At 43.9% G+C, this 12,505-nt stretch carries 16 protein-coding genes; 11 read left to right on the forward strand and 5 right to left on the reverse strand.

Going from position 1 to position 12,505, the window contains the following annotated elements; all coding sequences use genetic code 11:
- Positions 1-36: 36 nt before the first annotated feature.
- Together frr and pyrH are read right to left on the reverse strand one after the other, a co-directional pair.
- Positions 37-591 (reverse strand): ribosome recycling factor, encoded by a 555-nt coding sequence (frr, locus tag P0M11_RS07410; protein ID WP_275625106.1) that lies wholly within the window; start codon positions 589-591, stop codon positions 37-39.
- Between the two features lie 24 nt (positions 592-615).
- A complete protein-coding gene (pyrH, locus tag P0M11_RS07415; protein WP_275625107.1) occupies positions 616-1,323 on the reverse strand; it encodes a UMP kinase in 708 nt (235 codons plus the stop codon).
- Between the two features lie 162 nt (positions 1,324-1,485).
- Here pyrH and porQ point away from each other — a divergent pair, with 162 nt between their 5' ends.
- The 5 genes from porQ (at position 1,486) to P0M11_RS07440 (ending at position 4,569) form a co-directional block, all read left to right on the forward strand.
- Positions 1,486-2,475, forward strand: coding sequence for a type IX secretion system protein PorQ (porQ, locus tag P0M11_RS07420; protein WP_275625108.1), 990 nt, complete (start codon positions 1,486-1,488; stop codon positions 2,473-2,475).
- 69 nt (positions 2,476-2,544) lie between these two features.
- Positions 2,545-3,216 carry a (d)CMP kinase gene (gene cmk, locus P0M11_RS07425; protein ID WP_275625109.1) on the forward strand — a complete coding sequence of 224 codons (672 nt, stop codon included), beginning with the start codon at positions 2,545-2,547 and terminating at the stop codon, positions 3,214-3,216.
- Between the two features lie 93 nt (positions 3,217-3,309).
- Positions 3,310-3,690, forward strand: coding sequence for a YtxH domain-containing protein (locus P0M11_RS07430; protein ID WP_158063603.1), 381 nt, complete (start codon positions 3,310-3,312; stop codon positions 3,688-3,690).
- A 67-nt stretch (positions 3,691-3,757) separates the two neighbouring features.
- The gene (locus P0M11_RS07435) at positions 3,758-4,072 is read left to right on the forward strand and encodes a phage holin family protein (RefSeq protein ID WP_158063602.1); all 315 of its coding nucleotides are present in this window, start codon (positions 3,758-3,760) and stop codon (positions 4,070-4,072) included.
- Entirely contained in the window at positions 4,072-4,569 is a 498-nt protein-coding gene (locus tag P0M11_RS07440; protein ID WP_275625110.1) for a phosphoribosyl-ATP pyrophosphatase, read from the forward strand. Before P0M11_RS07435 ends, P0M11_RS07440 begins: the two co-directional genes overlap by 1 nt.
- A 50-nt stretch (positions 4,570-4,619) precedes the next feature.
- Here P0M11_RS07440 and P0M11_RS07445 read toward each other — a convergent pair whose 3' ends face one another.
- Entirely contained in the window at positions 4,620-5,174 is a 555-nt protein-coding gene (locus tag P0M11_RS07445; protein ID WP_275625111.1) for a thioredoxin family protein, read from the reverse strand.
- 81 nt (positions 5,175-5,255) lie between these two features.
- Here P0M11_RS07445 and P0M11_RS07450 point away from each other — a divergent pair, with 81 nt between their 5' ends.
- The 6 genes from P0M11_RS07450 to P0M11_RS07475 all read left to right on the forward strand — a co-directional run bounded on the left by P0M11_RS07450 (position 5,256) and on the right by P0M11_RS07475 (position 10,746).
- On the forward strand, positions 5,256-6,158 hold the full coding sequence (locus tag P0M11_RS07450; RefSeq protein WP_275625112.1) for a lysophospholipid acyltransferase family protein: 903 nt from the start codon (positions 5,256-5,258) through the stop codon (positions 6,156-6,158).
- Positions 6,155-7,123 (forward strand): glycosyltransferase family 2 protein, encoded by a 969-nt coding sequence (locus P0M11_RS07455; protein ID WP_275625113.1) that lies wholly within the window; start codon positions 6,155-6,157, stop codon positions 7,121-7,123. Before P0M11_RS07450 ends, P0M11_RS07455 begins: the two co-directional genes overlap by 4 nt.
- A gap of 76 nt (positions 7,124-7,199) precedes the next feature.
- Complete coding sequence (locus tag P0M11_RS07460) at positions 7,200-8,060, forward strand: alpha/beta fold hydrolase (protein WP_275625114.1); 861 nt, start codon at positions 7,200-7,202, stop codon at positions 8,058-8,060.
- A 49-nt stretch (positions 8,061-8,109) separates the two neighbouring features.
- Positions 8,110-9,393 (forward strand): hemolysin family protein, encoded by a 1,284-nt coding sequence (locus tag P0M11_RS07465; protein WP_275625115.1) that lies wholly within the window; start codon positions 8,110-8,112, stop codon positions 9,391-9,393.
- A 2-nt stretch (positions 9,394-9,395) separates the two neighbouring features.
- Positions 9,396-10,172, forward strand: a complete 777-nt coding sequence (locus tag P0M11_RS07470; RefSeq protein ID WP_275625116.1) for an alpha/beta fold hydrolase — start codon at positions 9,396-9,398, stop codon at positions 10,170-10,172.
- 16 nt (positions 10,173-10,188) lie between these two features.
- Entirely contained in the window at positions 10,189-10,746 is a 558-nt protein-coding gene (locus P0M11_RS07475) for a 3'-5' exonuclease (RefSeq protein WP_229723841.1), read from the forward strand.
- An 8-nt stretch (positions 10,747-10,754) separates the two neighbouring features.
- On the opposite strand, the gene apaG is transcribed toward P0M11_RS07475, so the two are convergent.
- Together apaG and odhB are read right to left on the reverse strand one after the other, a co-directional pair.
- A complete protein-coding gene (gene apaG / locus P0M11_RS07480) occupies positions 10,755-11,141 on the reverse strand; it encodes a Co2+/Mg2+ efflux protein ApaG (RefSeq protein ID WP_187695257.1) in 387 nt (128 codons plus the stop codon).
- 80 nt (positions 11,142-11,221) lie between these two features.
- Positions 11,222-12,490 carry a 2-oxoglutarate dehydrogenase complex dihydrolipoyllysine-residue succinyltransferase gene (gene odhB, locus P0M11_RS07485; RefSeq protein WP_275625117.1) on the reverse strand — a complete coding sequence of 423 codons (1,269 nt, stop codon included), beginning with the start codon at positions 12,488-12,490 and terminating at the stop codon, positions 11,222-11,224.
- Positions 12,491-12,505: the final 15 nt, after the last annotated feature.

Here is a 12,505-nt window from a genome sequence, read left to right on the forward strand (position 1 = left end):
TCCGCCAGGTTTATTTAATAATAACCTCTGATTATATCAGACTTTCATAATATCAGCCTCCTTTGTTTTCAGGTGTTCGTCACAAAGTTTAACGTAACTGTCGGTCATGTCCTGAATTTGGCTCTCCATGTCCTTAATAAGGTCTTCGGAAACCCCGTCCAGTTTTTTCAGTTCTTTCATACCGTCCTGACGCGCATTTCTGACTGTAATCTTAGTCTGGTCGGACTCCCCTTTGGCCTGTTTGGCAAGATCACGCCTTCTCTCTTCGGTAAGCGGCGGCACATTCAGGATAATAGTATCTCCGTTATTGGACGGTGCAAAGCCCAGGTTGGAATTTATAATTGCCTTTTCTATGGCACCTACAGCGCTTCTGTCCCAGGGTTGTATGGAAATGGTCATGGCATCCGGTACGGAAACATTGGCTACCTGGTTCAGCGGTGTTAAGGCACCATAGTATTCTACCATTACATCCTGCACCATAGATGTGGAGGCACGGCCGGCACGGATTTTCTGGAAAGCATGGTCCAGGTGCTTAATTGCTGCATCCATTTCCTGCTTCACCATATCCTTAATCATATCCAATTCTTCCATAATAAAATATTTTAGTTTAATGATCTATAAATCAACCAGCGTACCTATTCTCTCACCTTCCACAATCTTAAGGAGATTTCCGGTGCGGTTCATATCAAACACTACGATCGGTAACTTATTCTCATGACTGAGTGTGAAAGCAGTCATGTCCATGACCTTGAGGTTCCTGTCGAACACTTCATCGAATGTAAGTGAGTTGAATTTTTTCGCATCGGAGTTCTTTTCCGGATCACTGTCATAGATACCGTCAACGCGGGTTCCTTTCAAAATAACGTCGGCACCGATCTCAATTGCACGCAGGGTTGCTGCAGTATCGGTGGTGAAGTATGGATTCCCGGTACCGGCACCGAAAATTACGACACGACCCTTTTCCAGATGTCTCACCGCTCTTCTCTTAATGAAAGGTTCAGCCACTTTATCCATTTCGATGGCACTTTGAAGACGCGTTTTCACACCGGCATCTTCCAGTGCACCCTGAAGTGCCATACCGTTTATCACGGTTGCCAGCATGCCCATATAGTCGCCCTGTACGCGGTCCATACCTTTGGCAGCACCCGCTACACCGCGAAATATATTTCCCCCACCTATTACAACTGCTACTTCACAGCCCACATCTACGGCCTGCTTAATTTCCTGTGCATATTCTTTCAGCCTTTCATTATCAATTCCGTAGGGTAGGTTTCCCATAAGGGCTTCACCGCTCAGTTTCAGCAAGATTCTTTTATATTTCATTTCCAATAGGGTCTCAGGTGGGATTATAACTCTGTTTTCGTGCTGCAAATATAACGAAATGACTATAAAACAGTTGGTAAATCCATCAGATTAGACCAAATAATTTGCTAAAAATTTTGATAAGTATAGAAAAGAATTATTTTTGCAATAGATAACCGCATTTTGAAGAAGATTATAATTTCTGCGTTGCTCCTGGTGGGCATTACTGTCTCCGCGCAAACGGGTGAGAATGTATATCCTTTTCTCAATCTTCCGGTTTCTGCCCGGCAGGCCGCCCTGGGAGGAGATGCCGTTTCAATCCGTGACCATGATGTCAATTTTGCTGCAGTGAACCCTGCACTTCTAAATCTGGACATGCATAAACAGATTTCGGTCAATGCTGCAACTTATCTGGCAGGATCCAAATACGGTACAGTAAATTACGCACATGCCTTTGAAGAAGGCCATCTGATTACTGCCAATGCCCGATACATGGATTATGGCCGTATGCCCAGGACTGATGAAGCCGGTTTTGAAAACGGTGAATTCGGGGCCTATGACGCCGCGATCGGCGCAGGTTACGCATATCAGTTTGAAGATGAATGGACCATCGGCGCCAGCTTAAATCTCGTGAATGCAAAAATTGACAGCTATACTTCCATGGCTGTCGCCGGAAATTTTGGCGTAAGCTATCATTTCAAAAAAACCAATGAGACCATAGGTGTGGTAGCCCGAAATTTTGGTTACCAGTTCAAGTCCTTTAATGGAGAAAGGGAAAACCTGCCCTTCCGGGTAGACCTGGGATACACACGGATCCTCAAAAAGTTTCCAGCGGCAATCACCATCACCGCACATGATCTCCAGCAGTTTGATATTTCATCCGAATATAACAGCAACGGTCAGGAAACCGGTTTTGGCAGAAAAATACTTGATCATATTTCCTTCGGTGCCGAGATTTTTCCCGAAAGCACATTTAATATCCGTTTGGGTTATAATGTCAAGCGCGGCAACGAACTTTCTGTCGTGGACCAGCGCAGCTTTGCAGGTCTGAGCGCGGGTTTCGGTGTAAAATTCAACAGTCTCCGTGTCGATTATTCCCATGTTCGCTATCATGCTGCCGGGAATATGAATATGCTGGGTATTTCGCTGGACATGAGCGGAAACAGGTACTAAGCACCTTCCGCGCCCGCATTGTAACTGTTATTATTTCCGTAATATAAATTTTTGGCCGACTTTTGCATCATGAGAAAACCTGTAATCGCGATAGACGGATTTTCGTCTACAGGAAAGAGCTCCATCTCCAAAGCAATCGCTGCCCGGCTGGGACTCATACATATGGATACCGGTGCACTGTACAGGGCGGTAACTTACTATGCACTTCATCATTGCTTTTACAATGAGGAGATTGATTTCGGCTGCCTGATCAGTGAACTTCCTTCAATAAATCTGGAATTCCGGAATATTTCCGGCACATTGGTTCTCTTTCTGAACGGTCAGGATATTACTGCGGAAATCCGTGAACCGGAGATATCAGGTTTTGTGAGTCTGGTAGCGAAACAGGCCGAAGTCCGTAACTACCTGTTGGACCTGCAGCGTAAAGGAGCAGCGGCCGGAGGCATAATAATGGATGGCCGCGACATCGGAACTGTGGTTCTGCCGGATGCAGATTACAAGTTTTTCCTGACCGCCAGTGTAGACGAGCGTACCAACCGCCGGCATCTGGAACTGACAAACCAGGGAGTCACCATCGACAAAATGGCAGTCCGCGAAAATCTGGTAACACGTGACAGGATAGACAGCGAACGCGAAACAGCGCCATTGAAAAAAGCGGCAGACGCCATACTGATAGACAACACAGATCTGAATAAGGAAGAGACTATATCTCTTATAACCTCCTACATCAAGGAGTTTTAACGTTTTTTTATGAGTGACATAATATCATTTGGTATGTATATTGTTGAAAATGAATTGTTCAATTAATACACTAACAATTTAAAATTAAATAAGATGTCAAAAAAAGGTAACAATGCAGCAGCGGTATTAGCAGGATTACTGGCAGGTGCTGCAGCAGGTGTGGTACTGGGAATGCTTTATGCTCCGGAAGAAGGTAAGGAAACCAGAAAGAAAATCAAGGAGAAAGCTAATGACCTGAAAGATCAGGCTGTAGACCAGTACGGTAAAGTTACAGAAAAAGCGAAGGAGAAGTATACTGAAGTGTCTGGTTTGGTAAAAGACCAATACGGTAACATTTCTTCCACTTTCAAGGAAACAGTAGATAATGTGGCGCACACAGTACGTGAGGGCTACGACAAATATAAAGACCAGGCAATGGCTCAGGCTACAGACGTTGTAAAAGATGTTGAAACTGAACTGGACGGTCTTAAGTAACACGTTTACAACTCCGCTATAAAAGGAACAGAAATGTTCCTTTTTTTTTAACTGAAACCCATTTATTATGCTGGACCTTTTAAAAGATTACGCCCTGAAGCGTGTTGACCTGCTTAAGATGGAAGCAACCGAAAAAGGTGTGCTTACAGTCTCGACCATTATTCTGGCGGTAGTGATGGCTGTTTTTGCACTTTTTTTTCTAATACTGCTCAATATCGGTATAGCACTTTTAATTGGTGCCGCTTTGGACAGTTATGCATATGGATTCCTGATCGTGGCGGGATTTTATCTCCTGATTATACTTGTATTGGTATTTGCAGGAAAATCCATCAAGGATATGATTTCCAATAAACTGATAAAAATGTTTAATACACCGGACTAATGAGTACGAAATACAGCAATCTGGAAGAACTAAGGCGAAAAAAGGCGCTGTTGAAGAAAGAGGTTTCCGAAATGGAAGACCTGCTCACTTTTGACAACACCAAAGAAAGTCTGAGCGCCTTCACTAATGGGTTCACCGATCAGTTCCTGAAAGAGGAAATAGATGAAAACGGCGAACGCACTGTTGCAATAAAAAAGGAAGAGATAATGAGGCGGATAAGCACCGGTGTGAAAGAACAGCTACTTAGCAGAAATGCGGTATTGGGTTTTGCCGATACTGCTGCGAAGTCCGGGGCTGTGGAAGATGCACTGAAATTGGGAGTAGTTGCCCTGGTGGGAAATTATGCCCGGAAGAGTCTCCGCAGTACCAGCTGGAAAAACAAACTTATCGGTGCAGCCCTAATTTACTTAGCTCCGTTTGTTTTAAGATTTGTACGCCGGAAACTCGAAGAATATCAAAAGAACAGAAGTGTTTCAAGTATGGAACAACTGATTTGATTCATAAAAAGTATAAAAAAGGCGGCTTTCAGTTTGGAAGCCGCCTTTTTTTATTTCCATTTATCAAGAAACGCCATCACTTTATCTTTGCTGTAACCTTTACCCTCCTCCAGTACCGCACTGTCCTGGGTATGGATTAGCTTGCCGTTCTTATCCAGAACAATGAAAACCGGGTAGCCATACTTTTCACCAGGATTTCCGTATTTACTGAATACCTCTTCGTTCTTGTTTTCTGGTGAATAGTTAAGATGATAATAGAGGTAATTCTCATCAACAAGAGACTTGAGTTCCGGCGTTGTCTGGATATAATTATTGAAACGAAGGCACCAGATGCACCAGTTTCCACCCGCCTGCATAATAATATTTTTGTCCTCCTTCTGTGCCTGTGCAATCAGTTCCGCTATACGGGCTTCTGCGTCCTCCTCAGGTCGATATGGTTTGGGAAGCTTACCTTTTTCGGCCTCTGCTTTCATTTTTTCGGTAGCGGCGACTGTACTGTCTGCCACTTCAACATCTTTAACTGTTTTATCCGCTTCTGTATTTTTAGTACAGGCGGACCAAAGAAGTACCGTTAGCGCGATGGCACTGATATTTTTAATATTCATGAGTATAAAATTAACTGAAAACTAATGTACCTGCAAATTTCTGTCCATTTCCCTTTTAAGTAGTACATTTGCAAACCGCCCATGAATTTCATTTTTAACATTATTCTGCTCTTTTCCAGGTTACCCATGAGGGTTCTGTACCTCTTTTCGGATGTCATTTTCTTTGTCATCTTCTACATAGTGAGATACAGAACGGCTGTCGTACTTCAGAACCTGAAAAATTCCTTTCCCGAAAAAAGTGAAGCAGAACTCAAAACGATAAGAAAAAAGTTTTACCGCAACTTTTCAGACTATCTGGTAGAAACCCTTAAAGCCTTTACCGTTTCCACCACTGAACTTAAGGTAAGGGTGCAGCACATTAACCGGGATGTTTTCCGCAAGGCGCACGCCGAAGGCAAAAATATAATTATGCTCACCGGCCATATTTTTAATTGGGAATGGTTTACAGCTCTGGCTACCATGGTTCCCCAAAGCAGCTGCCGCCCAGTATACAGGAGGATGCAGAATGCTTTTTGGGACAAAAAAATAAGATCCATACGGAATGCCCACGGAAATTTGTCTCTGGAGGCTGGCGAAGTAATACGTGATGTACTGAAAACTCCCAATAACGGTGATACGATCTATATGTTTGTGGCAGACCAAACCCCCAATCATCATCAGGTGGACCTTGGCATCGGGTTTTTAAACCAGTCTACACCGGTTTTCCGTGGGTATGACAAGTTGGCCACCCGCATGAACCTTCAGTTTGTTTACTGCGAAATGAAGAAGGTTAAAAGAGGCTTCTATCAGGTAAACTACCACACAATTGAACCCGATGGAGAAAGATTCGTGGAAAATGAAGTGGTTTTAAAGTTCCATAAAATGCTGGAAAACACCATCAAAAAAAATCCTGACAACTATCTTTGGTCCCACCGTAAGTGGAAATATTCCGGGCTCATAAAGAGCCTCCTGAAAACGGACTCCCTAAACAAATCAACCGCGTGAGCAATTTAGCTATTGTCATCCTGAACTGGAACGGCAGGAACTGGCTGCAGCAATTCCTGCCGACTGTAATAAAAAACTCCGCCGGTGCAGATGTTTTTGTAATTGATAACGCTTCTACAGACCACTCCGTAAATTATCTGCGTGAATATTTTCCGGCAGTTCACATAATCTGTAATAGCCAGAACTATGGTTTTGCCGGCGGATATAATGAAGGTTTAAAAAAAATAAAAGCGGACATTTACTGCCTGCTGAATTCTGATGTTGAAGTAACAGAAAACTGGTTGCTGCCGGTCCTGAAACTTTTTGAAAGAGATGAAAACATTGCAGCCATCCAACCTAAAATTCTCGATTACAATACGCCTACTACTTTTGAATATGCCGGTGCTGCCGGCGGTCTCATAGACAATCTGGGTTATCCTTACTGCCGTGGACGTGTATTTGAGGATACAGACACAGACCATGGGCAGTTCAACGATGAAACAGAAATATTCTGGGCTTCCGGTTGCTGTCTGTTTGTAAGGTCTTCAGCATTTTGGGAAGTTAATGGTTTTGATGAACGTTTTTTTGCGCATCAGGAAGAAATTGATTTGTGCTGGAGACTGAAGAATAAGGGTTATAAAATTTGGTACACAGGCTTTTCGGCGGTATATCATGTAGGGGGCGGCACCCTGAACAAGCAGAGTTCAATGAAAACCTATCTCAATATCCGTAATAACCTCACCATGCTGCTGAAGAATTTACCGCTTTCTCAGCTGCTTTGGGTGCTGCCTGTCCGGATGATCCTGGACGGATTTGCAGCTTTCTATTTTCTTATCAGGCAGGGACCGGCTCATTTCTGGGCCGTGCTCCGCGCTCACTTTTCATTTTATACGCATATTCCAGGTACCTTAAAGCGCAGGCAAAACCGGCAGATAGGCACTTATTTTCAGAGTAAATGGCTTATTTTCCGCCACTTTACAAAATAAACGTGGCATATTACGTGTAGGCAACTACATTTTTCCTGTGTAAGAACAGATATTTTTATCTACATTTATATAAGTTATGAATGTAGATGTTTATTTTGTTGTTGCCTCTGTTACGGTAGCTATCCTGGCTCTCGGCATCTTCATCTACCTTTTTCAGCACCGGTTTTTCTTCCAGCCGGAAAAACTTCCGCCTGACTTCAAGTTCGCCTATGAGCATCTGGATGCGGAAGAGATGTCTGTATCACCTGAACCGGGTGCTGTCATCAGCTACCTTCATTTTCATGTGGAACAACCAAAGGGGGTGGTACTCTATCTGAAAGGAAACGCCAAAAGCATTAAGGGATGGGGCAAATTCGCCATCGATTTTACCCGCCTGAATTATGAAGTCATTATGATGGATTACCGCGGATTTGGGAAAAGTACAGGCCGCCGCACTTCGGACGCAATGAAGCGCGACTCGCAATTTATCTATGAGATTGCCAAAAAAAGATATTCTGAAGATAAAATCATCGTTTACGGCCGTTCTCTCGGAAGCGGTTTTGCAGCACGTCTGGCCTCTAAGAATAATCCGAGGATGCTGATCCTTACCTCCCCTATTTACTCCCTGCAGCGGGCAATTCAGCGCTATCTGCCCTTCATGCCCGCCAAACCTTTTCTCCGTTATAATTTACCCACCTACCACTATTTGAAAAATGTGCGCTGTCCAATAAAAATTATTCATGGCAGCGATGACCGTCTGGTGCCTATCAGTACCGCCGTAGACCTGTCCGAAATCAATCCGGAACTTAGCCGGTTGTATGTAATCCTGCGCGCCGGACATATTGATGTGCATCAGTTTGAGGAGTATCACCGTGTCATGGAAGAGATCTTTGAGGAAAGAAAGGTCTTTATTGATGCCGGCAAGACCAGTTTATCCTATTCACACAGGAAAGAATAAACCGGAAAGCAGATTCAAACAATTATATTTGCATATCAAAAATCGCTGAATGGAGCTTCTTATCATTATTCTTCTTGTTATCCTGAACGGAATATTTTCAATGTCTGAGATGTCTCTGGTTTCATCCCGCAAATTCAAACTGGAAAATGCAGGCAAAAAGGGAAGTGGGGGCGCCAAAAAAGCACTGCAGCTGTCGGAGAATCCTACTAAATTTCTTTCTACGGTACAGATCGGTATCACACTGATCGGAATTCTGTTGGGTGTATACTCCGGCGAAAACCTGACCACCGATTTCCAGAATTTCCTGGCGAGATTCCCTGCCCTGGAAGCCTATTCCAAACCTTTGGCTACCACCGGCATTGTCGTATTTATCACCTACCTGTCTATATTGCTGGGCGAATTACTGCCTAAGCGCATTGCCATGACTTTTCCGGAGCGCATCATCACCATGGTGGCAAAACCTATGGACTTGCTGTCCAAAATAACTTCCCCATTCGTTTGGTTGTTAAGCGCATCCAACAACCTTATCCTTAATCTTTTGGGAATCCGGAGCAATTCGGACAGTATTATCACGGAAGAGGAAATAAAATCAATCGTAAAAGAAAGTGCGCAGGAAGGGGAAATTGAGCAGATTGAACATAATATCGTAGAGCGGGTGTTTGAACTTGGCGACAGAAAAATCAATACTTTGCTTACACACCGTACGGCGATGACCTTCTTTAATGTGGATGACAGCCTGGAGAAGATTTTAGCAGCCATACGTGAGGACAAACATGCAGCTTATCCTGTTACGAGAGACAATGATATCGATGATATTATCGGTATTGTGCTGCTGAGAGACCTGTTTCCGATAGATGATCCGGAAACCTTCAGTCTGCAGCAATATCTTAAACAGCCGGTATTCCTGAATGAAAATTACTATGCCTATAAAGTGCTGGAAATATTCAGAAAAGAGCAAAACCATTATGGAATTGTCATTGACGAATATGGTAATACAGTAGGTATGGTTACCTTGGGTGATGTGTTGGATGCACTGGTGGGCGATACGGTAACCATTGATAATTTTGATTACCGGATTACTGAAAGGGATGAAAACTCATGGCTGGCCGATGGGCAGTATCCCATCGTGGAATTCCTGAAATATTTTGACCTTGATTTTGAATTCGACAACCGTGACAATTATACTACAATGGTAGGTTTGTTCCTGAATGCCAACAATGGAACTGCAAATGTAGGCGACCGGATCAGGATCGAAGACCTCGAACTGGAGATCATTGACAAGGATGGCCAGCGGGTTGATAAAATTATGATCACAAGAGTGAACAAGAAATAACAATGACCAGGCTCCTTCAATATTTCCAGGAAAAAATCGTTTTTCTACCTTCAACCTTGCCAAGGGATCATACCTACAGTTTTGATGTAACTTTTGAGGAACTTTTTTGGGATACACCATTTGGAGGACTTATAAATGCCCTTCATTTCAGAAGCGGAGACCCTGTGGGAGTTATAGTATATTACCATGGTAATGCTGACAACCTGGCCCGCTGGGGAGGTATTGCCAAGGAACTTACAGATTATGGATATGATGTTGTGGTTATGGATTATCGGGGTTTCGGCAAAAGTAGAGGCAGGCGCAGCGAAAAGATCCTTTATTCGGATGCACAGTTTGTGTATGACTATGCGAGAAACCTTTATGGTGAAGAAAATACGCTGGTTTATGGCCGCAGCCTTGGCGGAGCTTTCGCCGTTAAGATGGCTGCCGACAACCAACCGGCATCAGTGATCCTGGAAGCCGCTTTTTACAATCTGCAGGATGTAGTGAACCGCTGGCTCCCCGGAAAGGTAACAGACAGGGTATCGCCAAAGATGACTTATCATTTCCTGTCCAATAAATATATAAAGCAGATATCTTCACCACTTTATCATTTCCACGGCACTAAGGACAATATTGTTCCTCTAAGTTCCGGTAAAAAACTTTTCAACGTCCTGAACTCTGCACAGCCTGACCTGTTGAAAAAATTTATTGAAATTGAAGAAGGACATCATGATGATCTGGACCGGTCGCCCCTATATCAGGCTGAAATTAAACGTATTCTTCAGCAAAAAAAATAACAAGAAAAACCCGTACATGATAGATTTCTGCGCCATTGATTTTGAAACGGCAACTCATGAGAGGAATTCGGCCTGTGAGATGGGCATAAGCGTGGTAGAAAATGGTGAAATTGTAAGAACGCAGACCTGGCTTATAAAACCGCCAAGTTTTCCGTGGTTTCACCCCCGTAATATTGATGTACATGGAATTACGCCGGAGGATGTTCAGGACGCCCCCACCTTTGAGGAGATCTGGCACGAGGCCGAAAATCTGATGTACGGTAATCTCATGATTGCGCACAATGCCTCGTTTGATGCGGGAGTTCTACGGAGCTGCCTGGATTACTATGGTTTCTTTAAACCTAAACTGAACTACCTGTGCAGTATTTCGCTAGCAAAAAAATCCTGGAAAAACCTGCCGCGTTACGGTCTGAAAAGTTTGGCCGAGCAGCATCAGCTTTCATTTAACCATCACCGCGCCGGCGATGATGCTGAAGTATGCGCGAAACTGTCGCTGCTTGCATTTAATAAGCTGATGGTGACGCGCAATGATGAAATTCATGAAGTGATGAAAAAAAGCATCAAAGTTCTGTAACCACCTGGTTAGTTACTGAGTACCTGCGCCATCAGATTAAATTTCGGAATATCAATTTCAAGGGCTTCCCCCGTTTCCGTATTGATGCAGTAATATCTTCCGGTCATATTTCCTACGCCCGAACGGATCATGACGTTTGAGAAATATTTAAACTCTTCACCTACTCCAATCTCCGGAGTCAGTCCAATCACGCCGTCTCCGTTAACCTCGGTGAAACCAAAGCCCACATCATAAATAAGCCATTGTCTTTTGAGGAGTTTTACGGGGTGCGGACTCAGATTTTCAATGGTGATATTATATCGGAAAACAAAACGGTTATCCGAAGGGAAACTGTTCTTCGCATCATATTCAGGCAGTACGGTCACCTTTATTTCAGAAGTAATTTTTGAGTACATGATAACTACTTTCACTACATATTACAAAAATCCCGCCTTTAGGTAGCGGGATTTGATATTTAATGGTTTTTGCTGATATCTTAAAGTTCCAGAGCCTTTCTTTCGTCTCCGTTCATCAGGATCTCCACCGGATTATCTATACCCTCCTTCACTGCTACAAGGAATCCTACTGACTCCCTGCCGTCAATGATTCTGTGGTCATAGGACATGGCAACATACATCATCGGACGGATAACCACCTGCCCGTCTACAGCTACCGGACGCTGGATAATATTATGCATTCCCAGAATCGCAGACTGGGGCGGATTGATGATGGGTGTGCTTAGCATGGAACCGAATACTCCACCGTTGGTAATGGTAAAAGTACCGCCGGTCATTTCATCTACACTGATGCCACCTTCTCTTACTTTATCGGCCAATGATTTGATGTTGGCTTCAACACCTCTGAAGGTCATGTTCTCCGCATTTCTCAGTACCGGAACCATAAGACCTTTCGGACCGGAAACCGCTATTGAAATATCGCAGAATTCATAGTTGGTCTTGAAATCACCGTCTATTGAAGCATTCACATCAGGATACATCTGCAAAGCTCGGGTAACCGCCTTCGTGAAGAAAGACATAAAGCCCAGACCTACGCCGTGTTTCTGACTGAATTCGTCCTTGTATTGTTTTCTGATTCTGAAAATTTCAGACATATCCACCTCATTGAAGGTAGTAAGCATGGCCGTTTCGTTCTTTACGGAAACTAGTCTTCCTGCCAGCTTTCTTCTGAGCATAGAAAGTTTGGTTCTGCTGGCGGCACGGCTTCCACCGGTTGATGAGGCCGATCCCATTGCAGGAACGGCAGCAGTTTCTGCGTCCTGTTTGGTGATCCTGCCGTCTTTTCCTGTACCTGAAACCTGTGAGGAGGAGATTCCCTTCTCATCAAGAATTTTCCTTGCTGCCGGAGACGGGCTTCCTGTAGCGTAAGATGCAGCAGCAGGTTTTTCCTCTTTCTTGGGTTCCTGTACAATTTCAGGTTTTTCAACGGTTTTCTGTTCAGCCTTTGGAGCTTCAGCATTCTCCGCAGTTTTGTCTGCAGCTGCCGGCGAGTCAGATGAAGGCTTGGCAGCATCCACATCAATAAGGCAGACAACCTGCCCAACCTGAACTACTTCCCCCTCCTCAGCTTTCAGCGTAATAATACCGCTCTGTTCTGCAGGAAGTTCCAATGTAGCTTTATCGGAATCTACTTCTGCAATAGGCTGGTCTTTTTCTACATAATCGCCGTCCTGAACCAACCAGGTTGCAATTTCAACTTCGGTGATGGATTCTCCCGGGGAGGGAACTTTCATTTCTAATATTGACATCGTTGATATTTTTGT

Source organism: Kaistella sp. PBT33-4 (genome assembly GCF_029194425.1).
GTDB lineage: Bacteria > Bacteroidota > Bacteroidia > Flavobacteriales > Weeksellaceae > Marnyiella.

Bases quoted from the DNA above. Each gene is read 5' to 3' on its own strand.
- frr (WP_275625106.1), bottom strand. From the start codon at position 591: ATGGAAGAATTGGATATGATTAAGGATATGGTGAAGCAGGAAATGGAT.
- pyrH (WP_275625107.1), bottom strand. From the start codon at position 1,323: ATGAAATATAAAAGAATCTTGCTGAAACTGAGCGGTGAAGCCCTTATG.
- cmk (WP_275625109.1), top strand. From the start codon at position 2,545: ATGAGAAAACCTGTAATCGCGATAGACGGATTTTCGTCTACAGGAAAG.
- P0M11_RS07430 (WP_158063603.1), top strand. From the start codon at position 3,310: ATGTCAAAAAAAGGTAACAATGCAGCAGCGGTATTAGCAGGATTACTG.
- P0M11_RS07435 (WP_158063602.1), top strand. From the start codon at position 3,758: ATGCTGGACCTTTTAAAAGATTACGCCCTGAAGCGTGTTGACCTGCTT.
- P0M11_RS07440 (WP_275625110.1), top strand. From the start codon at position 4,072: ATGAGTACGAAATACAGCAATCTGGAAGAACTAAGGCGAAAAAAGGCG.
- P0M11_RS07445 (WP_275625111.1), bottom strand. From the start codon at position 5,174: ATGAATATTAAAAATATCAGTGCCATCGCGCTAACGGTACTTCTTTGG.
- P0M11_RS07450 (WP_275625112.1), top strand. From the start codon at position 5,256: ATGAATTTCATTTTTAACATTATTCTGCTCTTTTCCAGGTTACCCATG.
- P0M11_RS07460 (WP_275625114.1), top strand. From the start codon at position 7,200: ATGAATGTAGATGTTTATTTTGTTGTTGCCTCTGTTACGGTAGCTATC.
- P0M11_RS07465 (WP_275625115.1), top strand. From the start codon at position 8,110: ATGGAGCTTCTTATCATTATTCTTCTTGTTATCCTGAACGGAATATTT.
- P0M11_RS07470 (WP_275625116.1), top strand. From the start codon at position 9,396: ATGACCAGGCTCCTTCAATATTTCCAGGAAAAAATCGTTTTTCTACCT.
- P0M11_RS07475 (WP_229723841.1), top strand. From the start codon at position 10,189: ATGATAGATTTCTGCGCCATTGATTTTGAAACGGCAACTCATGAGAGG.
- apaG (WP_187695257.1), bottom strand. From the start codon at position 11,141: ATGTACTCAAAAATTACTTCTGAAATAAAGGTGACCGTACTGCCTGAA.
- odhB (WP_275625117.1), bottom strand. From the start codon at position 12,490: ATGTCAATATTAGAAATGAAAGTTCCCTCCCCGGGAGAATCCATCACC.